Source organism: Devosia sp. Soil_C_22 (assembly GCF_057657195.1).
Map to the genome: position 1 here is coordinate 346,123 of NZ_JBDGIY010000001.1, position 23,158 is coordinate 369,280.

A 23,158-nucleotide genomic window follows, 5' to 3' on the forward strand; every position below is an offset into this window, starting at 1 on the left:
GAGCGCCTGTTCAAGCGAAATATGTCGCCCCGGCCGCGACCGGTTACCGTGCGCTGACCCGCTCACTTCCCACCGCCACGGCCGGACGCGCGATATAACGCTCATACGGCGTGCTCGGCAGCGGTACGTCCAGGCGTTCCCGCACCAGCCGGCGCGCCGAGGCGGCCAGCTCCGCCTGCAGCTTGGCATCGCCGCGAATGCGCCGCATCGCTTCGGCCGCCGCCTCGAGGTCAGGCTCGGCCCAGCGCGCACCCTTCTGCGCATAGCGTCCCGAAGTATCCTCTGTAGGCACCAGCGTATAGGGCACCCCGATCACGCCGCCGCGCGCGAAATCGACATTGCCCGACCAGTCGGTCGCGATCACGGGTGTTCCCACCTCCATGGCCTCGGCAATGGTGAGCCCGAACCCCTCTGAACGATGCAGCGTCACGAGGCAATCGGCTGAGGCGATCAACTGCACCGCCTCGGCATCCCCGACATGTTCGGTCATGATCCGTACATTCGGCCAGCCGCTCGCCCGCTGTCGGATAGCCCTGAGTGCTGCCGGCTCCGCATCGGCCGCCACCACCTTGATCACCAGAGCTACCCTGGCATCGTCACGGGCGAACGCCCCCTGGAACGCCTGCAGCGTGCCCATCGGGTTCTTGCGGCCAAAGCTCGAGCGCATATCGAACATGGTAAGAAAGACGAAGCGATCGGCAAAGCCTGTCATCGTCCGGTCGGACGAGATTCCGCTCAGGTGGGGCAGGGGATGTGGCACTACGCGTATGGTCACTCCCCTGGCGTATGGCGAGCGGCGTATGGCGTCCGCCACGAAGGCACTCGGCGCCCAGATCTCGTGAAAATAGGCGATGGTCGGCTGCCAGTCGCTGGGCAGGATTTCGAGCTCATAGGCCCAGTATCCGATGCGATAGCGCCCCGCCCACACCTGGTCGGCTCCGTGAGCCAGCATTTCCAGCACCTGCGGTGGGTTGCAGTGGCACACCCACACTCCGCCGGGCTCCACTTCGCGCAGCGCTCGTGCTCCGGGGTCGAGACGGATGTCGTGCGTGATCAGCGGCACATCCCATTCGCCGAGCTTGTCCACCGTCAGCCGTCCGGCCCGGCCGATGCCGGTGACGTCGGAGAAAAAGCCGGAAACGATCACCGGGCCCCGCTCGATCCTGCCGGGCGCCGCCGGCGCGGTGCGCAGGAACTGGGTCAGCTTGTCGAGAAGGCTGCCGTAAACGCCATGCATGCGCGCCCTGATCGCATGTGGAACCGGAAGCCGCCGCCATAGCGTGCGCAGTCTGCCAACCATCAACTCGTCCATGCGCCCCAGTGCACCGGCATGCTAGCATTTGGCCATTGCACCGGCCAACACAATGTCCGGAGCCGCAGGGGGCAAGCATGACTGATCCAGACGGAGCCGCGCTGTTTGCGCGGCTTATGGGCCGCGCTCCCACTGCGGCCGAGCAGCTCACCTCTCTCGATCCGATTCGGCTCACCGACCTGCCCGAGTTCCGCAACCGCTACCGCGAGGCGGTCGCGAGCGACGCCGAGGTGGTTGAAGCGGTACGCCTATGGCCGGTTGCCTGCCGGGATCTGGAACTGCAGATCATGCTGGTCAGTTCCGAGGGCCTCTCCAAATGCCGGCCGGGCATCGACGCACTCCTGCCACAACTGAGGCCGCGCACGCTGCTGACCGTGATCTGCGGCGAGGATGAGGGCGTGCGCCTCGATGCCGAGCACACCGAACTGATCGTCCTCCCCGGCGCCAGTGTCTTCGAGATCCGCGCCCGGATTCCAACCCTGGCGCACGAGGCCGGCTGGATCGCGCTCATCGAGGACCATGCGACGGTCTGCTCCGGCTGGGTCGACGCTGCCCTCGCCGCCATCCGCAACGCGCCTGACGACCAACTGGTATTTACCGGCGTCGTCAGCAACGATCGCTCGACCTCCCCGTGGTCCTGGGCCAGCTTCCTGTTCAACTTCGCCTATCACTGGGCACCGAGCGCGTCGCGGATGCTGACGGGCACCGTCACCAGCCTCATGTTCCGCCGCGACCTGGTGGGCGGGCGCGCCCTGCCCGTCCACCGCTTCGAAACCGAGTTCCTTGGGCGGACGGGGCCGGTGTTCAACACGTTGCTCGTCGATCACGACCAGCCCGTTACCTGGTGGGGGGCGACCTTGCGCTCTATCGATAACGGTATCGTCACCGGCAGCGCCCTGCGCCGCCATCACTTGGCCCCGCGCCGCGCGGTGAGCGAATTGATTCGCTCAGTGAACGGCGACCGTATGGCTCATATTGCCGCCCTGCTGCGTCGGCACCCGCGCCGCGCCGAACTGCCCGTCGGCACGGCCGCGCGCATACGCTGGATCGGCTTCTGCCACAGCCTCGGCGTCGTCTGGGGCGCGGTACTTGGAGCCGGCAACGCCCATCATCGGCTCGAATGAGCGGCTGGCCCGCGCTAACCTTCCAAACCCAAGTCTTTCGAAATGACGCCGCCTACGTGCTCCGGCTGTGGCCTTGCTGCATCCTTTGCAGAGCGAAGCAACGCCACAGGTGATCTGGCCTTCGCTGCTCTATGGAACTGCGGGCCGAATTGTGTCACGAGTTCTACTTAGCGGGGATCGTGCATTTCCACTTGGAAGTGCACGTCGGGAGAAAATCGAGCCGATGGCCAGGGCGCGGGCTGCAGGCAATGTTCAAAACTTCCGGTCAGCAGAGCCGGCGGGGTAGATGCGCGTCCTACATTTCTTCAAGAGCTATGCGCCGGACAGTTTCGGTGGCACGCAGACGGTCATAGGCGATCTGGCCAAGGTGACGGCCTCGCTCGGCATCCAGACCGAGGTGTTGTCGCTGAGCCGTGAGCCGGAGCGCAACACTGTCGTCATTGATGGTCACCTTGCCCGCAAGGCGAGGCTCGATTTCGAGCTCGCGTCCACCGGCTTCTCGTGGTCGGCGCCGCGGATCTTCCGCGAGATGGCCGAGCGCGCCGATGTCATCCACTACCATTTCCCATGGCCCGTCGCCGATGCCGTGCACTTCATGGCCCGGGTGAAAAAACCCACGCTGGTCACCTATCACTCCGATATCGTGCGCCAGCGCCTGCTCCGGGCCATGTATCAGCCGCTGATGCGCCGCTTCCTCGACGATGTCGACGCGGTGGTCGCGACGTCGCCGAACTACGTGGCGACCAGCCCGGTCCTGAAGGACTACAGCACCAAGCTCTCGGTAATTCCGCTCGGCGCCCGCGACATCGCCCGCACGATCATGCCGGCCGAGGCGGTCGCCGCCTGGCGCCGCCGGCTGGGCGAGCGCTATTTCGTCTTCGTCGGCGCGCTGCGCTACTACAAGGGCCTGCGCTATCTGCTCGACGCGGCGGCGCGCACCCAATTGCCGGTGGTCATTGTCGGTACCGGCGAGGAGCAGGCGGGTCTCGCCGCCGAGGTGGCGGCGCGCGGCCTTGGCAACGTCAAGCTGCTCGGCCAGATCAGCGATCGTGACAAGGCCATCGTCCTCCGCCTTGCGACCGGCTTCGTTTTCCCCTCGCATCTGCGTTCCGAGGCCTTCGGCGTGGCGCTGGTGGAGGCGGCGGCGTCCGGCCTGCCCATGATCTGCTGCGAGCTCGGCACCGGCACGAGCTTCGTCAACCAGCACGGCGTCACCGGCTATGTCGTTCCCCCCGCCGACGCGGGCGCCCTTGCCGACGCGATGCAGGCCCTGTGGCGCGATCCGGCGCGCGCCGCCCACATGGGCACCGCCGCCCGCCGCCGCTACGACCAGCTCTTCACCGCCGAGGCGATGGGCGAGGCCTACGCCGAACTTTACCGCCAGCTCGCTACAGAGCGACATGCAAGTACGGGCCGGCGATACGAGCCCACGCGCCCCGCAACCCGCCCGGTGGCGTCGGTGAGCACGGTCGCAACGCGTCGGACGGGGACGTGAGGCTGCAGGCTCTCGCTCGAGGTGCCCGACTGAAGGCTCTTCCCGAAGGTTCTAATGGCTAGAATTGTCCTGATCGGCCCCGTTCGGCCATACCGAGGCGGAATTGCTCAGTATACCGAGCAGCTACATGAAGCGCTCTCTAAGACTGATGAGGTCTTGACGGTATCCTACACTCGGCAATACCCCTCGTTCATGTATCCTGGTGGCAGTGACAAGGAGCCGGGACCATATCGACATATTCCCCAAGTCGAGTATCTGATCGACGCGGCAAATCCGCTTTCGTGGCCTTCTGTTGGGCGGCGCATCGAGCAGTTTCGTCCAGACATGATTGTCGTTCAGTGGTGGCATGTCTATTGGGCGCCTATCTCCATCTGGGCTCGGCGACTAGCCAACCAGCTCGGCGCGCGTATTGTGATGATTTGCCACAATGTCGATGATCATGAGACGTCAGGATGGAAAGGACGGGTTCGGGACGCCGTATTTCGCCGGTATCGCGAGTTCATTGTGCATTCCAGTGCGCATCGCAAGTTGCTGCAGGATAAGTTACCCGCCGCAGATGTTCGAATGCATCCGATCCCCGCGTATGGCGTCTTCCCTGACCCCGACACGACGCTACCGCGTCGCGCGGGCACCGAGTTCTTGTTCTTTGGCTTGATCAGGCCGTACAAGGGACTCGACATTCTCCTTCGTGCGCTGGCCTCGCTAAAGGGTAGAGACTTCCACCTGACCATAGCCGGCGAGGCTTGGAACGGTGCCGAGATTTATCACCAGCTCATCGACGAAGGTGGTATCTCGGGCCAAGTAGAGGTGTTGAACACCTATCTGTCGGACCAGCAGGCGGCAAATTACTTCGCACGGTCAGACGCAGTTGTACTTCCGTACCGTTCGGCATCCGGAAGCGCAGTTGCTTCGCTTGCGTTCCGTTATGGCAAGCCGGTGATTGCCAGTGACGTAGGAGGTCTTTCGGACTTTGTTCGTCCCGGCTCCGGACGCCTGGTGGTGCCAGGCGAGGTGGGTGCGCTTGCATCCGCGCTAGAAACGGCGATGACAATTTCCGATTGGTTCGATCCTGCCGCGATAGAGAATGTCAACCGGCAACTGACCTGGGCAGGCCTTGCCGCCCAAATAACGAAGGTCTAGCACGACTCATGCGCGATTCTCCCCGCTCTCATGCCATCCTCGATTCTGAGAGCCGATCAGTGAAAGCTCGTAAGATCGCCGTTCTTGCCGGGATGGAGAACCCCGCTCGGAACATGCGAATGCTCGAAGTTGGAACGGGATCCGGGTTTATCGCGGACTATTTTTCACGGCTAGGATTTGGCGCAGACGGTACATTTGCAGTCGACGTCAATGACGAACGCCAAGTGTTTGGCACCTATCTTTTTAAGCGAGTAGGCGATACACATCTGCCGTTTCCGGATGACAATTTCGATTTCATTATTACCAATCATGTGATTGAACACGTCGGTGCCTTGACCGAACAAAGGCACCACCTGTCCGAAATCTACAGGTGCCTCAAGCCGGGTGGCACGCTCTACTTCGCGGTTCCCAACAAATGGCGGCTGTTCGAAGCTCATTTCAGGCTTCCGTTGCTCAGTTGGCTGCCGCAATCAATGGCCGATAGCTACGTCAAACTGGCGCGCGGGGCGACGTGGTACGATTGCCGTCCGCTGTCTCGTTCCCAGACCGCAAAAATGCTCGAGGAGGCTGGGTTCTCAGCTATGGATCGAACGATGGACGCGATCCGCCTGGTTCGTCGCACGGAACAATCTGCGATAGTCAAGATCGGCTCTATCGTTCCGATCAGCGTGCTCAGCGCCGCTCGAGCTATCGTGCCGACCCTCGTATTCACCGGGCGAAAACCGGCGTGAGGTTCGTCAAGTACCTGGGCGCGATTCTATCGATCGCCGGTATCCTCTACGTCTTTTACGTGCTGCTACGTCCGGGCTCGAACGTCTATGATCTGGCCGTCGAGCCTCGGTTCCTCGCTGCCCTTGCGGCGGCAGCGACAGCCATCGCGACCTCCCTATTTTTGGGTTCGATCGGTTGGTATTTGCTGCTCTCGGTATTCGCGCCTGGCCGTGCCTTTCGCTTGGTCGTCTCGATATTCTTGACGACGCAGATCGCCAAATACCTGCCCGGAAATGTCGGCCACTTCATCGGCCGGGCAGCGATGCTCAAATCGCATGACGTGCCGGTGGGGGCGTCCACCAAGGCGATAGTGCTCGAGATGCTCGTGCTGCTCTTAGTCGGCGGTACGATGTCGCTTATCTTCATGTCGCAATGGCTTCTCCCTGCGTTGCGCCATATGCCGATCTGGCTGCCGCTCGTCGTGACATGTCTGGCAGTTGCAGCGCTGCTGGCATTCTGGACAAGCCCGCGCATCCGTTCGATTGCCATGAAAACTGCAGCAGACATGCCGGCGTCGTGGTCGCGATTTCCGGCTGTTGCGATCATCAACGTTATCAACTTTGGGCTGAACGGCGCGGCTATGTGGGTCGCGGCAAGCATTCTGTTTCCAGAGCAAACAATTGGACTGCCACTTTGCATCGGTATCGCATCGGCATCGTTCCTGGCCGGCTACCTTACACCTGGTTCACCGGCCGGCATCGGCGTTCGTGAAGCGGTTTCGATGCTGCTGCTTGCCCCCGTCTTCGCACCTGACCAAGCTGCCGCGATATCGCTAGCGCTTAGGCTGAGTGCCGTACTGGTGGATATACTTGGCTTCCTGGTGGGGGCTGGCCTGGTCAGACAACTGGCTAGCAGGGGCTGACTAGCCGCAACTCTCGGCGCACGAGCATTTCGCACACGGACGGCGCAACGTATGGCGCGTTGGTAACCAGCACACCATCCGGAGGAATTGGACTACCTGGCGTTAACGTTTCAAACGGGCGTCCAGCGACGAATTGTAGCTGATACAGCCAAAGGACGTTTCGATCCGCTGGCGTCCAGAATGTCGCTTTTCCGGTAGCAATCTTGGAGGCGTCCGCTCGAAGCAAATTTTCCACAGTGGCCGATTGAGCAATGAGCTTCGGTGTCAGGAGAATGTGTTCCGCGGTCATTGCCACAAACAGCATCGTCACCAGGGCCAAGGGAGCCCTCACGATCACGAGGATAGCCGCCGCCGCGAGAGCAATTACGACGCTCGGTCCCACAACCTGCCACACTGTATTCGGATGCCAGAAGAATGCCGCCAACCCGGCAACGTTGTTTGGATGGGCCGCCTGCAATTCCGCCAGAAGCCCTGACTGGAGGAACGCAAAACCCGTTAGCAACGCCATGACTGCGACGGCACTCGCGATCCAAACCCTTTCAGTCTTGGTCAAGCCGACGATAATGGCGACCATGCCAAACCAAAAAAGCAGCATGGTCGCGCCATCCGCATAGCGTCCATATAGAACGTGATCCAGACGGTTAGCTCCAATCATCTGGCCGACGGACGCGGCGAACACGCCGCCGACTGACAACAGAGCAAAGGCGATCCCTAGGCGCTGTCGCTTGTCTCGCGTGAGATATCCGGTCTTCAGCAAAAACCAGATGCCAATGACTACCAGGCCAAGTGATGACGAGATCTGATACCACGTCTGCCCTATCAATACGTCCAGGGCGAGTAGCCCACGCATGGGCTGGGTCAGTGCGGCTTGCACGGCGGTGAAGAGGTATCCTCGTCCCGTAGCCGCCCCGCCTTCCCATACTGTATCAATGAGAACATTGTCTAATGCGCCAGCGCCAACGAGAAGGCTCACGAGCAGGGTTGTCGATATCGCCGCGTCCTTCTTCGAAAGTAATTTGGCGAAACAGAGCGTACCCAGAAAGACAAATGTCAATGGAATGATCAAGAGCGCACGTGGGTGCGTCTCGTAGAGAAGCACGGCCGATATCGCAAGGGCCATGGCCCAACCCAGCCGACCGGTCGCCGCCGTACGAAGACCTGCCAGGATGCCAAGCAAGAACAACGTTCTGAACAGCGCTTCCGGCCAAGTGTATCCGGCCGGGACGGTGTGTGACGGCCAAAGGACTACAATCGCGGCCGCTACTGGGAATATCCAGTGATCTCTGCCCGTAACCTCTCTGGCAATAGATATGAGCAGCGGAACGCACAGTGCCAATATACCGGCGTTGAGCAGCATCATACCTCGATATGCCAACCAAGGATCTTCAACCAGGCCAATGATCGGTGCGTAGAGAACGCCTGCCAATGAGGAATAAAATGGTGCCGCCCCCATTTGGACGAAAGGCTTACCGGCCAGAAACTGCGCAATGGCGATAGGACCGATTTCGTCGGGTGAAACGATCGGCGAGGTTCTGAAACTGACAAGGCCGACCACAACTGCAAAGACAATGATCGGTGCCAGTGTTGATCGATAGGAAGGCAATTCGTTTCCTGTGCAAGCAAATCTCGCGCCCGCTCAAGGCGATGTACTGGTAAGCTGCGCGTCGATCTCGTTGAAGTATACGGCTCAAAAAGACATCCGGGCCTGCTCAGCCGCCGCGATCTTCATGCGCCGTCTCGCCCCCGTGGTCCCGACCCCGCAGATACGTTCCATTTTTGTTCGAGCCGAATCTCCTCGAGCAACTTTCGGTTGGCGGCGAGGAGGTCGGCGAGGAAAGCGATGAGGACGGTCTGGAAGCCCATGCCCAATAACAGGCCGGCGAGGATCAGCGACTGGACGTTGCCTTCGCCCTGGCCCATGAGCCAAAGGATCAGGAACCTCAGCCCGATCAGGAACCCCGCTCCGAACAGGACTATGCCCATAGTGCCGAAGAAGCGGAACGGGCGGTAGATGACGAAGATGCGGATGATCGTGCCAATCGAGCGCCACAGGTAGGAGGGAATGCTCCGCACCAGTCGCGACGGTCTGAGGTCGCCATTCACCCGCACGGGTACCGAGGCGACGGCGAGGTTCTTCTGCCCCGCTTGGATGATGGTCTCGAGGGTATAAGTGTAGGTGTTGAACACCAGCATCTGCTGAGCGCAGGCGCGCGTCAGCGCGCGAAAGCCGCTCGGCGCGTCGGGCACGTCGGTACGGCTCGCCACCCGTACGACCCAGCTGCCCAGCTTTTGCAGCATTTTCTTGACTGGCGAGAAATGCTCGATCTCGGTGATCGGCCGCGCGCCGACTACCATGTCGACACTGCTCGCGAAGATCGGAGCGACCAGCGCCGGTATGTCGGCGGCGTTGTATTGGTTGTCGGCATCGGTGTTGACGATGACATCGGCTCCGCGCCGGAGGCACGCGTCGAGCCCGGTCATGAAGGCCTGCGCCAGCCCTCGGTTCCGATGGTGTCGGATCACGTGATCGACACCGTGAGCCTTTGCGACTTCGCTTGTCCCATCCCTGCTTCCATCGTCGATGACGAGCCACTCGACCGTGTCGAACCCTGGGACCGCGCGCGGGAGTGCGGCCAACGCGACCGGCAGCGTCGCGGCCTCGTTGAAGCAGGGAATTTGAATGATAAGCTTCATCGGCGACGGAACTGCTCGAACATCATGAATGGGTGGGTTCCGCCATCAGGTGCGCCGGGAATGCATGCACTCAGGGGAGCCAAGTCAGGATAGCAGCAACCGGTCGCCGGGTGGCAAGGCATTTCTCGCGGCGGTGGAACTTGTACACGGCCTTCGCAAATTCCGGCCCTGACGGTCCCGACCGGCTGGACGCGTGTTCCTCTTCCTAATCCCCTCGCGCCACCACGCCCTCAAGCTTCCCGAGGAACTCCTTCCACCCGGCGCGGGCGCCGCCATAGGCCTGCTTTTGGTCGGGCCGGAAGCCGGTCTGCTCGACTCGCAACTGCGTGCCCCTGGCAGTCGGCGTCAGCGTGAAGGTGACGACGCTCTTGAGCGCATAGGCTGCGTCGTCATTGTCGAAGTCCCAGGTGTAGCTGAGCGAGCGGTTGGGCTCGAGTTCCAGCACCTCGCACTTCATCACGCCGCCCCAGGCGGTGTTGAAGGTAAAGCGGTGGCCGACGACCGGCGCGAAATCGTTGCGCAGCAGCCATTCGGCGATCAGATGCGGCTGCGTCAGCGCACGCCAGATCTTTTCGGCCGGGTAGGGGATTTCGCGCTCGACCGTGGCCGTGCGCAACTCGGTGGTCCGATCGGTCACGCGTCTATTTCTTCGCCGTGTTGAGAGCCACTGCGGCGCGGATCAGCGTCTTGAACGCTTCGGCGTCGATCGGCTCATCTTTACGGAAGTCGATCGCCCGCCGGGTGCCGCCCCCCAGGCTCGAGTTGAACAACCCGGACGGGTCATCAAGCGATGCGCCCTTGGCGAAGGTGGTCTTCACCGCCGCCTTATAGCTTTCGCCGGTGCAGATGATCCCGTCATGGGACCACACCGGGTTGTCCCATTTCCACTCCTCGATCACGCCCGGGTCGGCTGCCTTGATCAGCGCGCGGATCTGCTTCAGCGTTTCGCCACGCCAATCGGCGAGTTCGGCGATGCGTTTGTCGATCTGCGCCGCGGCGCTGGCTTCCGTGCTCATGGCCTTACTCCTCACAATTTCTCGCCGGGCAACTGGCTCGCCTGCTTCACCCAGTCGCTGAACTGCGCCTCGTCGAACGTGTCGTCCTCGCGGATATCGAGGTAACGCACATTCGCCTGCTTCGATGTTCCCGGCGGCATGGGCGTGAGCTTGGCGCCGAGGTTGAACGACACCTTCACGTATCTGTCGAACATGTGGAAGCCGAGGAAGTAGTGGTCCGGCTCCATGCCGTACATCGGCGTGTTCCATTTCACGGCCTTCTGCACGCCCGGCACGGCCCTTTCGATCAGCTTGTCGATGCGCCGCGACACGTCTTGCTTCCACTTGACCGGGATGGCGTCGAGATAGGCCTGCACGGGCCCGTCGCCATAGCCCTTGGGGATCTGTGGGTTGCCGCCCGAAAGCAGCACGACGCCATTTTCCAGCCTGGTGATCGACATCAGGTCCTCCTCAGCTCCGACGCCGCGCCATGTAGGGCATGGCGAACAGGTAGAGCCCAGAGAACATCAGCAGAAAGAGGGGCGGCAGCGGCAGGTAGTATAGCCATTCGGCCTGGTAGCCGACGCCCAGCGCCGCGAAATTGGCGATCACCACCAGAACGAAGGCGATGGCGATCCAGCGATGCGCCTGCCGTATGAACTTGCTCATTGATCCATCCTCTTCAAAAGGTCTTCCAGGTCGTCGAACCGGTCTTCCCAAAAGCCGGTCATTTCGCTCGTCCAGTCGAGCAGCGGCGACAGGGCCGCCGGCCGCGCGCTGTAGTGGGTCTGCCGCCCTTCGTGCCGGTCCTTCACTAGCCCGGCCTGCTTCAGCACCGCGAGGTGCTTGGACACCGCCGGCTGCGAGATGCCGGCCTTGTCCGTCAGCGCCCGCACCGTCTGCTCGCCCTCGCGGCACAGCCGTTCGAAGATGGCTCGCCGGGTCGGGTCGGCCAGGGACCGGAACAGCACATCGTGGGCGTCAGGCAACATGATCAATAACCCGTCAGCTATTGGTCGCAATTCATAATCGTGCAGTTATGGGTTGTCAACCGGGGCGGGGATTACCCGCCGGCCGCGTCCGTGCGGAACTGACTCGGGGAGCTTCCGGTTTGCCGCCGAAAGGCCTTGGCGAAGTAGTTGCCATTGGCAAATCCGGTCGCTTCGGCGATCGCGCTCACCGGCTGGTCGGTAGCGATCAGCAGGCGCTTGGCCAGTTCGATGCGGGCCGCGAGCGCGTACTCAAATGGACTGGTCCCGGCTTCGGCGCTGAATTTCCGGGTGAAATGCGCGGGGCTCAGGCCGGCCACCGAGGCCAGCCGTTCGATCCCGAGCGGTCCGTTCAGGTGTGTGCCCACATACTCCATCGCCCGTGCGATCGGGGTGGAGACGCGGGTGGGCAGCGGCGCATCGCCGAACAGTCCGTCATGCAGCGCCATCAGGGCATCATAGGCTGCGGCCGAGACTTCGCCACTCAGGGCCGGCGCGGAGAGGAGCTTCAGGCACGCGCCGGCCATCCGGTCGACGGCGGCGGGTGTCGGGGTCACCACCGGCCCCTTCAGGTCGATCACCGAGCGCATCAGCCGCAGCGCCTCGCGCCCGTTCACGCCGATCCAGAAATACTCCCATGTCCGGCCGCGATCGAGCCAGTAGCGGTTGGCATGGGGGAAGCTCAGCACCATGGTCTGGCCCGGTAGCAGCACGTGCCGGGCGCCGGCGAAATCGAGCTCGCCGCGCCCCGCGATCGTGTGCTGCAGGATGACGAACGGCGCGTCGCCGCGCTTCAGGCCTTCCCAGTTGTAGACCTCGTTGACGCGCTTCTCGTATCCCGCGCCGGTCGCCATCACGTGGAAGCCGAGCGGGCCGCGCTGGGGCGCCAGCGCTTGCACTTTGTGCCCGTGCGCGATCAGCTCGGACAGCATGAAATTACCCTGGACCACATGACTTTGCTCTACCTCTAATCCGGCCGGGCGGCTAGGAAAGTCCACGGTATTCCAGTGGAGGAAGGGTCTATGTCTTTCAAAGTCGCGATCATCGGCGCGGGCTCGGTAGGGTTCACAAAGACCCTTGTGTCCGACCTGCTGAAGGTCCCCGAATTCGCCGCCGTCGAGTTCGCGCTCACCGACATCAACCCGCACAACCTCGACATGATTACGCAGATCATCTCGTCGATTATCGAGGTCAACAAGCTGCCAGCCAAGGTCACCGCGACCACCAACCGTCGCGAGGCGCTCACCGGCGCACGCTACATCATGAGCTGCGTCCGCGTGGGCGGGCTCGAGGCCTTCGCCACCGACGTGAACATCCCGCTGAAATACGGCGTCGATCAGTGCGTGGGCGACACCATCTGCGCCGGCGGCATCCTCTATGGCCAGCGCAACATCCCGGTCATCCTCGATTTCTGCAAGGATGTCCGCGAGGTCGCCGAGCCCGGCGCGCTGTTCCTCAACTATGCCAACCCGATGGCGATGAACACCTGGGCCGCCGATCTCTATGGCGGTGTGAACATTGTCGGCCTCTGCCACGGCGTGCAGCACGGCGCCCACCAGATCGCCCAGGTGCTCGGCGTTCGCGACGACGAGCTCGACTATGTCTGCTCCGGCATCAACCACCAGACCTGGTACATCGACCTGCGCGTCAATGGCCGCAAGATCGAGAAGGACGAGCTGATCGCCGGCTTCGAGAGGCACCCGGTCTACAGCCAGCAGGAGAAGGTCCGCATCGACGTGCTGAAGCGCTTCGGCGTCTACTCCACCGAGAGCAACGGCCACCTGTCCGAGTACCTGCCCTGGTACCGCAAGCGCCCCGAGGAGATCGGCCGCTGGATCGACATGAGCGACTGGATCCACGGCGAGACCGGCGGCTACCTGCGCTATTCGACCGAACGCCGGAACTGGTTCGAGACCGATTTCCCCAAGTTCAAGGCCGATGCCACCAAGCCGCTCAGCGAGCACAAGCGCACATCCGAGCATGCCAGCCACATTATCGAGGCGCTCGAGACCGGCCGCGTCTATCGGGGCCACTTCAACATGCGCAATAACGGCGTGATCAAGAACCTGCCGGCCGACGCGATCATCGAAAGCCCCGGCTTCGTCGATCGCTTCGGCATCAACATGGTCGAAGGCATCGAGCTGCCGCTCGCCTGCGCCGCCACCTGCTCGGTGTCGATCTCGGTGCAGCGCATGAGCGTCGAGGCGGCCATCAAGGGCGACATCGATCTGCTGAAGCTCGCCGTGCTGCACGATCCGCTGGTCGGCGCCATCTGCACGCCCGACGAGGTCTGGCAGATGGTCGACGAGATGGTCGTCGCCCAGGCCCAGTGGCTGCCGCAATATGCCGACGCCGTTCCTGCCGCCAAGGCGCGGCTCGAAAGGGGCACCGTGAAGACCCGCGACTGGGCCGGCGCCGCCCGCAAGACCGTCCGCTCGGTCGAGGAACTGCGCGAGATGAAGGGCGCCCACCACTGAGCCGTAGAGGTTGCTCCGCTCCCCCTTGCGGGGAGGGGCTGGGGGCGGGGGTCCATCGGTGATCACTGCACCACCCCCACCCTCGTTCCGTCCCCCGCAAGGGGGAGGGAGGCGAACGGCGTCTCCGTATCCGTCCCCGATCTCTTCCGCTGGCATAGCGCCCTTGCCCGGCGCCCCTTGCAATCCCATCAAGGCTGGCGCCAATTGGCGTCAGCCTTTCGGGATTCCGCCATGACCAGCTTTGCCGACATCGACACGCCAGCCGTCCTCATCGACATCGATCGGGTGGAAGCCAACCTGCAGCGCGCCCAGGCGCATGCCAACAAGGAAGGCTATGCGCTGCGTCCGCATACCAAGACGCACAAGCTGCCGCGCTTCGCCAAGCGCCAGGTCGAAGTCGGCGCCGTTGGCATCACCGTGCAGAAGCTGGGCGAAGCCGAAGTCATGGCCGATGCAGGGCTCACCGATATCTTCCTGCCCTACAACATCCTCGGGGCGCGCAAGCTGGCCCGCCTCAAGGCCGTCAACGACCGCGTGACGCTCGCCGTCACCGCGGACAGCCCGGACACGGTTGCCGGCTATGCCGCGACCTTCGCCGAAGGCAAGCCGCTGACCGTGCTGATCGAGTGCGATAGCGGCGGCGGCCGCTGCGGCGTGCAGACGCCGGCCCAGGCGCTGGCGCTCGCCCGCCACATTCAGCAGTCGCCGGGCCTGCGCTTTGGCGGTCTGATGACCTATCCGCCGCTGCACGGCGTAGAAAAATCCAATGCCTGGATCAACGATGCGCTTGCCGTGTTCAAGCAAGCGGGGATCGAGGTGCCAAAAGTCACGTCCGGCAATAGCCCCGACATGTGGGCGCCCGGCGGCGGCCCGGTGACCGAGCGCCGCCCCGGCACGTACATTTATTACGACCGCTTCCAGGTCCGCGAGAAGGCCGCCAGCCTCGACGATTGCGCGCTCACCGTGCTCGCCACCGTCGTCAGCCGGCCCACCCCGACCCGCGTCGTTATCGATGCCGGCTCGAAGTCGCTGACCTCGGACCTGCTCGGCATGGAAGGCTTCGGTCTCGTCATGGGCACCGAGCTGACGGTCAAGGCGCTCTCCGAGGAGCACGGCGTCATCGAGATGCCGGTGGCGTCGGACTGGCCGCGCGTCGGCGAGCGTCTGCGCATCATTCCCAATCATGCCTGCGTTGTTTCAAACCTCTTCGACACCGTCACCTTGATTTCGGGCGATCAAGTCATGGAGACGGTTCCGGTGGCTGCACGCGGCCGCGTCGACTGACGACGACTACGATGTTAGTTCGCGCAATTGTGGCGGACTAACCGTCTCTTTACGCCAGAGCTTTAGCTTGGCCCGATCTCCACGAGGATAAGGCCGGTTTGCGGTGGCCAGATCGACACGCAGATCGAGCCCAGCCAACGTCGAGAACGGGATTCCTGTCGGCGCTGCTGCCGATTCCGACGAGCTGCAGAAGCTGCTAGAGAGCCTGCGCGGCAAGCTCGACGCCAACGAGCTGCGCACTCGCGCCATCCTCGACAATCTCGCCCACGGGCTATCGCTCTACGACCGGCAGGGCCGGCTGGTCGCCTGCAACCAGCAATTCCTGGATGTCTACCGGCTGCCGTCCGAACTCGGCCGGCCCGGCACCAGCTTTCGCCAAGTGCTGGAAGCACGCATCGCCAGCAACACCCATGTCGGGGACGACAACGACGCCTATCTGGCCGACCGGCTGAGTGCGGTAGGCGAGGGCCGGACCCTGGGCGGCATCCACCGGTTGAACTCGGGGCAGGTCATCTCGATGACTCACCAGCCAATGGCGGATGGCGGCTGGATCTCGACCCACAAGGATGTCACCGAGCTCCACAATATGCAGGCCGAGCTCGCGCATCTCGCCTATCACGATGCGCTGACCGGCCTGCCCAATCGCACCATGTTCTACCGCCGCATCGGCTATGCCTTCGAGAACATGGTGGCGAGTGGCGGCTTTGCCGTGCTCTGCCTCGATCTCGATGGCTTCAAGCCGATCAACGACATGCTCGGTCACGCTGCCGGCGACGCGTTGCTGCGCCAGTTCGCCACCCGCCTTACCGACTGTCTCGGCCCCGACGACACTGCGGCCCGCATGGGCGGCGACGAGTTCGTGGTGCTGCACCGCCAGGGCATCGCCGAGACCGCCGAGGCGCTGGCCCGGCGCATCTCGACCGCAACCTCGAAGCCGTACGATCTCGACGGGCAGATCGTCACCATTGCGGTGGGCATCGGCATTGCGCTTGCCGGTCGAGACGGCGAGGATGTCGATGCACTGCTGCACAGCGCCGATCTCGCCCTCTACGCCGCAAAGCGCGATCGCCGGGGCGGCCTGCGACTCTACGATGCGGATATGGGGCGCGCCGAAGCCCAGCGCCGCGGGCTGGAGGTCGATCTGCGTGGCGCCGTCGAGCGTGACGAACTCGAGTTGCATTTCCAGCCCATCCTGAACCTTGCCACCGAGTCCTTTGCCGGCTTCGAGGCGCTGCTGCGCTGGCAGCATCCCGAGCGCGGCATGATCTCGCCGGCCGAGTTCATCCCCATCGCCGAGGATACCGGGCTGATCGTCCCCATCGGCGATTGGGTCCTGCGCGAAGCCATCGCCGAGGCGGCGCGCTGGCCCGGCGATCTGCGCGTGGCGGTCAACGTCTCCTCGGTGCAGCTGGTGCGCGGGAGCCTCCTCACCACGCTAACCCAGGCGCTGGCCGCCTCGGGCCTCGCCCATAACCGGGTCGAGATCGAGATCACCGAGTCGGTGTTCCTCGAGAACTCCGCCGAGAGCCTGGAAACCTTGCGCCAGCTGCGCGCGCTTGGCGTGCGTATCGCGCTGGACGATTTCGGCACCGGCTTTTCGGCGCTCGGCTACCTGCTCGCTTTCCCCTTCGACAAGATCAAGATCGACGGCACCTTCGTGCGCGCGCTCTCCAACACCGATGGCGCCAGCACCATCGTCGCCGCCGTCGCCGATATCGGCCGCCGCCTCAACATGGCGACCACGGCTGAGGGCATCGAGACCGCCGAGCAACTGCGCCACGTGCACGCCGCCGGCTATGCCGAAGCGCAGGGGTTCCTGGTTTCGCGCCCCATCCCGCGTGACCAGGTGCGCCGTCTGCTCAACCTCGCCTATGACGAAATGCCGGACGTCCCGCTCGACCAGCTCGCCGGCTGAGCCAGTATTTCTGGCTTGAAGCTTATATTTCTCGTTCATATGTGTGACACGCAATTGTCACGTCAGCGTCGTCAGTCAGGCGCAGGCAACGCCCCGTAATACTGGGAGCGTCCACGATGACTGATCGTTTGAAGACTCGCGCGCGTCCGACGCGCCGCCAATCCTTCGGCACGAAATACTCTGAACTGATGGTTGAAGGCTATTCACGCCGCACCATCCTCAAGGGCCTGCTGGCCACCACGGCGATTGCCGGCGCGGGCGCCGGCTTTGCCGGCCGCGCCGCCGCGCAGTCGAACTCGCCGTCGAGCCTCACCTTCCCCGAGCTGACCCGCGTCACCGACACCACCGACCACTGGCCCGAGGGCTACTCGCGCCAGATCCTGCTCAAGTGGGGCGACAAGCTGTTCGCCGATGCGCCCGAGTTCGATCTCGCGACGCTCAATGGCGACGCTGCCGCCAGGCAGTTCGGCTATAACAACGACTTCACCGCCTTCCTGCCGCTGCCGCAGGGGTCGCAGTCGAACGATCACGGCCTCCTCGTCGTGAACCACGAATATGCCGCGCCCTACCTGATGTTCCCGGGCGTGACCTACGAGGACTACAAGGAAAAGCTGAGCGACGACCAGCTCAAGGCTGTTGCTGCCTCGACCGGCATCTCCGTGGTTGAAGTGAAAAAGAACGGCGCCGAGTGGCAGGTTGTCACCGATGGCGCGTTCAACCGCCGCGTGCACCTCGGCACCGAGATGCGCCTTTCCGGCCCGGCCGCCGGCGACGATCGGCTCAAGACCTCGATCGACCCGACCGGCACCGTGGTGTTCGGCTCGATCTCGAACTGCTCGGGCGGCATGACCCCGTGGGGCACGATCCTGTCGGGTGAAGAAGGCGGCATGGACGTGTTCGCCGGCGACTACACCACGCTGGCCGACCAGGACCTGGTCGAACGCCAGGGCTGGGACGAGGACGAGAATGACGGCTACGGCCTCGGCCGTCTCGAAGATCGCCTGAACTTCGAGAAAGAGCCCAACGAGTGGCTGAAGTTCGACTGGGTCGTGGAGATCGACCCGTTCGATCCGACCGCCAAGCCGGTCAAGCGCACCGCGCTCGGCCGCTTCACCCATGAAGGTGCCCAGGTCGCCGTCGCTCCCGATGGCCGCGTCGTGCTCTACATGGGCGACGATGACGACTTCGAGTACCTCTACAAGTTCGTCACCGCCAAGCCGTGGAACCCGACCGACCGCGCCGCGAACAAGGATCTGCTCGACGAGGGCACGCTCTACACCGCCCGCTTCGACGCGGAAGGCAAGATGACCTGGCTGCCGCTGATCCAGGGCGAAGGCCCGCTGACGCCGGAGAATGGCTTCCATACCCAGGCCGACGTCGTGCTGCGCACCCGCATGGCCGCCGACCTGCTCGGCGCCACCCCGATGGACGGTCCGGAAGGCTTTACACCCCACCCCAAGACCGGCCGCATCTACATCGCCATGACCGAGAACGAGGATCGTCTCCCGGCCGGCGAGGGCGACGAGGCCGAGCAGGTAAACGCTGCCAACCCGCGTTCGCCCAATCCCGATGGGCACATTCTCGAGCTCAGCCCGCCGGGCGCTCCCGACGCGCCAGACCACGCCGCGACCGACTACACCTGGGACGCCTTCATCCTCTGCGGTGACCCGAAGGACCCGGCCGCCGACGCCATGTGCCACCCCGAGACTTCGGACAATGGCTGGTTCACCGACCCGGACAACCTCTCGGTCGATCCCGAAGGGCGCCTGTGGATCACCACCGACGGCCCGCCGGATGCCGGCTTCAACGACGCGCTCTACGTCGCCGACACCGAAGGCGCCGGCAAGGCGCTGCCGAAACTGTTCTACTCGCCGCCGGTTGGCTCGGAAGTCTGCTCGCCGGCCTTCACCCCCGATGGCAGGACCGTGTTCCTCTCGATCCAGCACCCCGGCGAGCTCCGCCTCACCGACGGCGAAGATGCCGAGAGCCTGGCCGACGCCGGCACCAACTGGCCGGACTTCAAGGACGGCATGGGCCCGCGCCCCTCGCTGGTGGTGATTACCAAGGACGATGGCGGCGTAGTGGGTTCGTAAGGGCTTTCAGAGGGGCCGACTGACAGAGCCGGCCCCCTCCCATCCTCCCCCATAAAGGGGGGGGTGCCTTGCCGGTGAGCGGGGCACAGTCGAAGCCAAAGCCTCTACTCTTCACCTCCCCCTTTATGGGGGAGGCTGGGAGGGGGGCGTCTGCCAGAGAAGAAATGCAGAAGACGGGGATCGCTCCCCGCCTTCCTCGTTCGCGTTCGAACCCGCCTACTTCAGCGCGTCGGTCACGACCGTCGTGAACGCGCCTTCCGGGGCCTTGGAGATGATCTTCTGGTCGATCAGCGCCTTGATCGTGCGATCATAGGCGGCCTGGTCGAGCGCCGGATCGCTGGCATCCACCAGCTTGCTGACTTCACCTACCATGTATTTCTGGTGCGCCAGTTCGGCAGCGCCGGTGTCGTCCGAGTCGACCACGATCTGCGCTGCCTCGTCCGGGTTGTCGAGCGCGTATTGCCAGCCCTTCATCGAGGCCTTCACGAAGCGGGTGTAGGCGTCGACCTTGGCGGCATCGGCAAGGGTCGGCTCCATCACGTAGAGGCCATCCTCGAGCAGGTCGTTGCCCATCTCGGTATAGTTGAAGATGGTCAGGTTGTCCGGGCCGTAGCCGGCATCGAGCGCCTGACCGTACTCGTTATAGGTCATGACCGAGATGCAGTCGGCCTGCTTCTGGATCATCGGCTGGATGTCGAAGGACTGCTGCAGCACCTTCACGTCGCCGCCCTCGGCGGTCGACAGGCCTTCCTTGTTCATCCAGGCGAAGAACGGATACTCGTTGCCGAAGAACCAGACGCCCAGCGTCTTGCCCTTGAAGTCGGCGACGGTGTTGATCTTGTTCTCCTTGGGGCAGATCATCATCAGGCCCGAGCGCTTGAACGGCTGGGCGATGTTGACGAGCGGCACGCCCTTGTCGCGTGCGGCCGCCGCGCCACCCATCCAGTCGACGATGATGTCGGCGCCGCCGCCGGCGATCACCTGCTCCGGCGCCACGTTCGGGCCGCCCGGCAGGATGGTCACATCGAGGTTCTCCTCGGTGTAGAACCCCTTCGCCTTGGCCACGATGTAGCCGGCGAACTGCGCCTGGGTCACCCACTTCAGTTGCAGCGTCAGCTTGTCCTGCGCCAATGCGGCGGTCGCAGTCAGCGCCATGGCGCCTGCGGCCAGTGCCAGTAGAAGCTTCTTCATTTGCGTTTCGTCCCTTACCCCTGTTACGCCCGACCACCACGGCCAGGCGGACGTTATGTCCGTCCACCTCGAATGGACGGATGCCAGAAGGTCACCGCGCGCTCGATGAGCGCGATGACCCCGTAGAAAGCAGAGCCCGCAATCGCCGCCACGGCGATCTCTGCCCAGACCAGGTCGATGTTGAGTTTTCCGACCTCGGTCGATATCCGGAAGCCCATTCCCACGATGGGCGTCCCGAAGAATTCGGCTACGATTGCGCCGATCAGCGCCAGAGTCGAGTTGATCTTGAGCGCGTTGAAGATGAAGGGCGCGGCCGCCGGCAGCCGCAGCTTGAACAGCGTCTCCCAGTAATTGGCGGCATAGGTGCGCATCAGGTCGCGCTCGATCATCGACGATGCGTTGAGCCCGGCGACCGTGTTCACCAGCATGGGAAAGAAGGTCATCGCGACGACGACCGCCGCTTTGGACGGCCAGTCGAAGCCGAACCACATCACCATGATCGGCGCGATGCCGATGATCGGCAGCGCCGAGACGAAATTGCCGATCGGCAGCAGCCCGCTTTTGAGGAACGGCGAGCGATCGACGAGGATGGCGACGACGAAGCCGGCGCCGCAGCCGATGGCAAAGCCCGCCAGCACCGCCTTGAAGGTCTGCACGAAATCGGCGGCCAGCATCGGGATCGACGAGATCAGCCGAGCCCAGATCTGGCTCGGGGCCGGCAGCAGCACCTGCGGCACGTTGGCGCCACGCGTCACGATCTCCCAGGCGAACAGCAGCGCCAGCCCGAACAGCACCGGGATCAGCACGCCGAACACGCTGCCGGGCAGGGCGCCCGACCGGATCGCCTGCGACAGCCGCTCGACGAACAGCCAGGCGAACAGCCAGCACGCGACGAGCGCCAGCCAGAACCACACCGGCTCGACATCGTAGAGGGCCAGCGCGTCGAGCAGCGCCCACGCACCGAGACCCATCACGGCCGCATCGACCCATAGCGAGACCGGCAGGCGGACGCGTGCCAGCGTCAGCACGCCAGCCGCGCCGGCCAGCAGCACCAGCACCGGCGCACCACCGATGAGGCCAAGCACCAGCGCCAGTCCGGCAAAACCGGAGGCTGCCACGGCGAGGATGGTCTGCAGCCGGCTCACGCCCGCGCCCCCATGGCCCGGTTCACCACCTTCTCGCTCGCGCCCACTGCGATCACCAGCACCGCCGCCAGCGCCGCGGCGAGGAACAGGGCCGCCCAGATCTGGATCGTCTGCCCGTTATAGGACCCGGTGAGCAGCCGCACGCCCAGCCCGCCACCGGCATTGTTGGAGAGCTCGCCCACCACCGCACCGATCAGCGAAATGGCGATGCCCACCTTCATCGAGGCGAACAGGAACGGGATCGAGGCCGGCCAGCGGAGCTTGGCGAACACGTCCCACGCGCCGGCATTGTAGGTGCGCATCAGATCGAGCTGGATCTGCTCGGGCGTGCGCAGCCCCTTCACCATACCGACGACGACCGGGAAAAAGCTCAGGTACATCGAGATCAGCGCCTTGGGCACCATGCCGGTGACGCCGACCGCGCCCAGCCCGACCACCACCATCGGCGCAATCGCGAGGATCGGCACGGTCTGGCTGGCAATGATCCACGGCATCAGCGAGCGGTCCGACGCATCATTGTGGACGATCACCACCGCGAGCCCGATGCCGAGCAGCGTGCCGAGCGCGAAGCCGAGCAGCGTCGCGCCGAGCGTGATCCCGGCGTGGTAGGCCAGCGAACGCCGCGAAGCGATATCGGTGCCGATGGTGGCGTTCCAGATCTCGGAGAACACCTGGTGCGGCGCCGGCAGGATCGGCTTGTCCTGCGCCCAGGTCTGCTGCGCGAACTCGATCAGCGGCACATCGGTGAGGTTGGCGCGCCCGTTCATCGTATTCTGCCACGGCGCATTCATCACCACCGCCATGACGTACCAGAACAGCACGATGACCAGCAGCACGATGAGGATGGGAGCGACCTTGCCCTCTGTCAGCCCGCGCACGCGCTACTCCTCATAGCTGTGCCCGGCCCGGAGGCCGTCGCGGACGCGGGCTGCGAGGCGCAGGAATTCCGGCGTCTCGCGGATGTCGAGCGGGCGCTCGGCCGGCAGGTCGGATTCGATGATGTCGGTCACCCGACCCGGGCGCGGGCTCATCACCACGATCTTGGTCGAGAGGTACACCGCCTCGGGGATCGAGTGGGTGACGAAGGCGATGGTCTTCTGCGTACGGGCCCAGAGCTTCAAGAGCTCGGAGTTGAGATGGTCGCGAACGATCTCGTCGAGTGCGCCGAACGGCTCGTCCATCAGCAGCAGGTCGGCATCGAAGCTGAGCGCGCGAGCAATGGAAGCGCGCTGCTGCATGCCGCCCGATAGCTGCCAGGGATGCTTCTTTTCGAAGCCGGTGAGGTTGACCAGTTCCAGCACACGCTTCACGCGCTCGGCGCTGTCGCCATAGCCCATGATCTCGAGCGGCAGCGCGATGTTCTTCTCGATCGTGCGCCATGGAAACAGTGCCGGCGCCTGGAACACATAGCCATAGGCGCGGTTCACCCGCGCGTCGCTGGGCGAGGTGCCGTTGATGGTGATCGTCCCCGAAGTCGGCTGCTCGAGATCGGCCATGACGCGCAGGAAAGTCGTCTTGCCGCAGCCCGATGGGCCGATGAACGAGACGAACTCGCCCTTGCCGATGCTGAGATTGACGTCCGACAGCGCCGTCACGTCGCCATCAGCCGTCCTGTAGATGAGGCCGAGACCCTTGGCCTCGACCACGCTTTGCCTGCCCCCGTCTGCCAAC

22 protein-coding genes are annotated in these 23,158 nt (G+C 63.9%); 9 read left to right on the forward strand and 13 right to left on the reverse strand.

Annotated features, from left to right (window positions below; all coding sequences use genetic code 11):
- Positions 1–43: 43 nt before the first annotated feature.
- Positions 44–1,237 (reverse strand): glycosyltransferase family 4 protein, encoded by a 1,194-nt coding sequence (locus AC3A6I_RS01590; protein ID WP_487541286.1) that lies wholly within the window; start codon positions 1,235–1,237, stop codon positions 44–46.
- A gap of 152 nt (positions 1,238–1,389) precedes the next feature.
- Between AC3A6I_RS01590 and AC3A6I_RS01595 the strand changes: the two genes are divergently transcribed.
- From AC3A6I_RS01595 to AC3A6I_RS01615, 5 genes are all read left to right on the forward strand, one after another.
- Entirely contained in the window at positions 1,390–2,436 is a 1,047-nt protein-coding gene (locus AC3A6I_RS01595; RefSeq protein ID WP_487541288.1) for a hypothetical protein, read from the forward strand.
- Between the two features lie 286 nt (positions 2,437–2,722).
- Entirely contained in the window at positions 2,723–3,931 is a 1,209-nt protein-coding gene (locus AC3A6I_RS01600; RefSeq protein WP_487541290.1) for a glycosyltransferase, read from the forward strand.
- Between the two features lie 54 nt (positions 3,932–3,985).
- Positions 3,986–5,071 (forward strand): glycosyltransferase, encoded by a 1,086-nt coding sequence (locus tag AC3A6I_RS01605; RefSeq protein ID WP_487541292.1) that lies wholly within the window; start codon positions 3,986–3,988, stop codon positions 5,069–5,071.
- A gap of 59 nt (positions 5,072–5,130) precedes the next feature.
- Positions 5,131–5,802 (forward strand): class I SAM-dependent methyltransferase, encoded by a 672-nt coding sequence (locus AC3A6I_RS01610; protein WP_487541294.1) that lies wholly within the window; start codon positions 5,131–5,133, stop codon positions 5,800–5,802.
- Complete coding sequence (locus AC3A6I_RS01615; RefSeq protein ID WP_487541295.1) at positions 5,799–6,704, forward strand: hypothetical protein; 906 nt, start codon at positions 5,799–5,801, stop codon at positions 6,702–6,704. Before AC3A6I_RS01610 ends, AC3A6I_RS01615 begins: the two co-directional genes overlap by 4 nt.
- On the opposite strand, the gene AC3A6I_RS01620 is transcribed toward AC3A6I_RS01615, so the two are convergent.
- The 8 genes from AC3A6I_RS01620 to AC3A6I_RS01655 form a co-directional block, all read right to left on the reverse strand.
- Positions 6,691–8,307, reverse strand: a complete 1,617-nt coding sequence (locus AC3A6I_RS01620) for a hypothetical protein (protein ID WP_487541297.1) — start codon at positions 8,305–8,307, stop codon at positions 6,691–6,693. The genes AC3A6I_RS01615 and AC3A6I_RS01620 overlap by 14 nt on opposite strands.
- 122 nt (positions 8,308–8,429) lie before the next feature.
- Entirely contained in the window at positions 8,430–9,398 is a 969-nt protein-coding gene (locus tag AC3A6I_RS01625) for a glycosyltransferase family 2 protein (RefSeq protein ID WP_487541299.1), read from the reverse strand.
- 205 nt (positions 9,399–9,603) lie between these two features.
- Complete coding sequence (locus tag AC3A6I_RS01630; RefSeq protein WP_487541301.1) at positions 9,604–10,035, reverse strand: SRPBCC family protein; 432 nt, start codon at positions 10,033–10,035, stop codon at positions 9,604–9,606.
- 4 nt (positions 10,036–10,039) lie between these two features.
- The gene (locus AC3A6I_RS01635; protein ID WP_487541303.1) at positions 10,040–10,414 is read right to left on the reverse strand and encodes a DUF1801 domain-containing protein; all 375 of its coding nucleotides are present in this window, start codon (positions 10,412–10,414) and stop codon (positions 10,040–10,042) included.
- A gap of 11 nt (positions 10,415–10,425) precedes the next feature.
- Positions 10,426–10,854, reverse strand: a complete 429-nt coding sequence (locus AC3A6I_RS01640; RefSeq protein ID WP_487541305.1) for a DUF1801 domain-containing protein — start codon at positions 10,852–10,854, stop codon at positions 10,426–10,428.
- 10 nt (positions 10,855–10,864) lie between these two features.
- The gene (locus AC3A6I_RS01645; protein WP_487541307.1) at positions 10,865–11,062 is read right to left on the reverse strand and encodes a hypothetical protein; all 198 of its coding nucleotides are present in this window, start codon (positions 11,060–11,062) and stop codon (positions 10,865–10,867) included.
- Entirely contained in the window at positions 11,059–11,382 is a 324-nt protein-coding gene (locus tag AC3A6I_RS01650; protein ID WP_487544966.1) for an ArsR/SmtB family transcription factor, read from the reverse strand. The genes AC3A6I_RS01645 and AC3A6I_RS01650 overlap by 4 nt, the downstream gene beginning before the upstream one ends.
- 74 nt (positions 11,383–11,456) lie before the next feature.
- On the reverse strand, positions 11,457–12,314 hold the full coding sequence (locus AC3A6I_RS01655) for a helix-turn-helix domain-containing protein (protein WP_487541309.1): 858 nt from the start codon (positions 12,312–12,314) through the stop codon (positions 11,457–11,459).
- A gap of 90 nt (positions 12,315–12,404) precedes the next feature.
- Between AC3A6I_RS01655 and melA the strand changes: the two genes are divergently transcribed.
- The 4 genes from melA to AC3A6I_RS01675 all read left to right on the forward strand — a co-directional run bounded on the left by melA (position 12,405) and on the right by AC3A6I_RS01675 (position 19,151).
- Complete coding sequence (melA, locus tag AC3A6I_RS01660; RefSeq protein WP_487541311.1) at positions 12,405–13,859, forward strand: alpha-galactosidase; 1,455 nt, start codon at positions 12,405–12,407, stop codon at positions 13,857–13,859.
- Between the two features lie 231 nt (positions 13,860–14,090).
- Entirely contained in the window at positions 14,091–15,143 is a 1,053-nt protein-coding gene (locus AC3A6I_RS01665; protein ID WP_487541313.1) for a D-TA family PLP-dependent enzyme, read from the forward strand.
- A 103-nt stretch (positions 15,144–15,246) separates the two neighbouring features.
- The gene (locus AC3A6I_RS01670; protein WP_487541315.1) at positions 15,247–17,058 is read left to right on the forward strand and encodes a putative bifunctional diguanylate cyclase/phosphodiesterase; all 1,812 of its coding nucleotides are present in this window, start codon (positions 15,247–15,249) and stop codon (positions 17,056–17,058) included.
- A 116-nt stretch (positions 17,059–17,174) separates the two neighbouring features.
- The gene (locus tag AC3A6I_RS01675) at positions 17,175–19,151 is read left to right on the forward strand and encodes a PhoX family protein (protein ID WP_487541317.1); all 1,977 of its coding nucleotides are present in this window, start codon (positions 17,175–17,177) and stop codon (positions 19,149–19,151) included.
- 216 nt (positions 19,152–19,367) lie between these two features.
- On the opposite strand, the gene AC3A6I_RS01680 is transcribed toward AC3A6I_RS01675, so the two are convergent.
- Genes AC3A6I_RS01680 through AC3A6I_RS01695 form a run of 4 tightly spaced genes read right to left on the reverse strand, consistent with a single transcriptional unit; the run spans position 19,368 to position 23,157 of the window.
- Positions 19,368–20,342, reverse strand: coding sequence for an ABC transporter substrate-binding protein (locus AC3A6I_RS01680; protein ID WP_487541318.1), 975 nt, complete (start codon positions 20,340–20,342; stop codon positions 19,368–19,370).
- A gap of 53 nt (positions 20,343–20,395) precedes the next feature.
- Complete coding sequence (locus AC3A6I_RS01685) at positions 20,396–21,487, reverse strand: ABC transporter permease (RefSeq protein ID WP_487541319.1); 1,092 nt, start codon at positions 21,485–21,487, stop codon at positions 20,396–20,398.
- The gene (locus tag AC3A6I_RS01690) at positions 21,484–22,365 is read right to left on the reverse strand and encodes an ABC transporter permease (protein WP_487541321.1); all 882 of its coding nucleotides are present in this window, start codon (positions 22,363–22,365) and stop codon (positions 21,484–21,486) included. Before AC3A6I_RS01690 ends, AC3A6I_RS01685 begins: the two co-directional genes overlap by 4 nt.
- 3 nt (positions 22,366–22,368) lie before the next feature.
- Entirely contained in the window at positions 22,369–23,157 is a 789-nt protein-coding gene (locus AC3A6I_RS01695) for an ABC transporter ATP-binding protein (protein ID WP_487541323.1), read from the reverse strand.
- Position 23,158 lies beyond the last annotated feature (1 nt).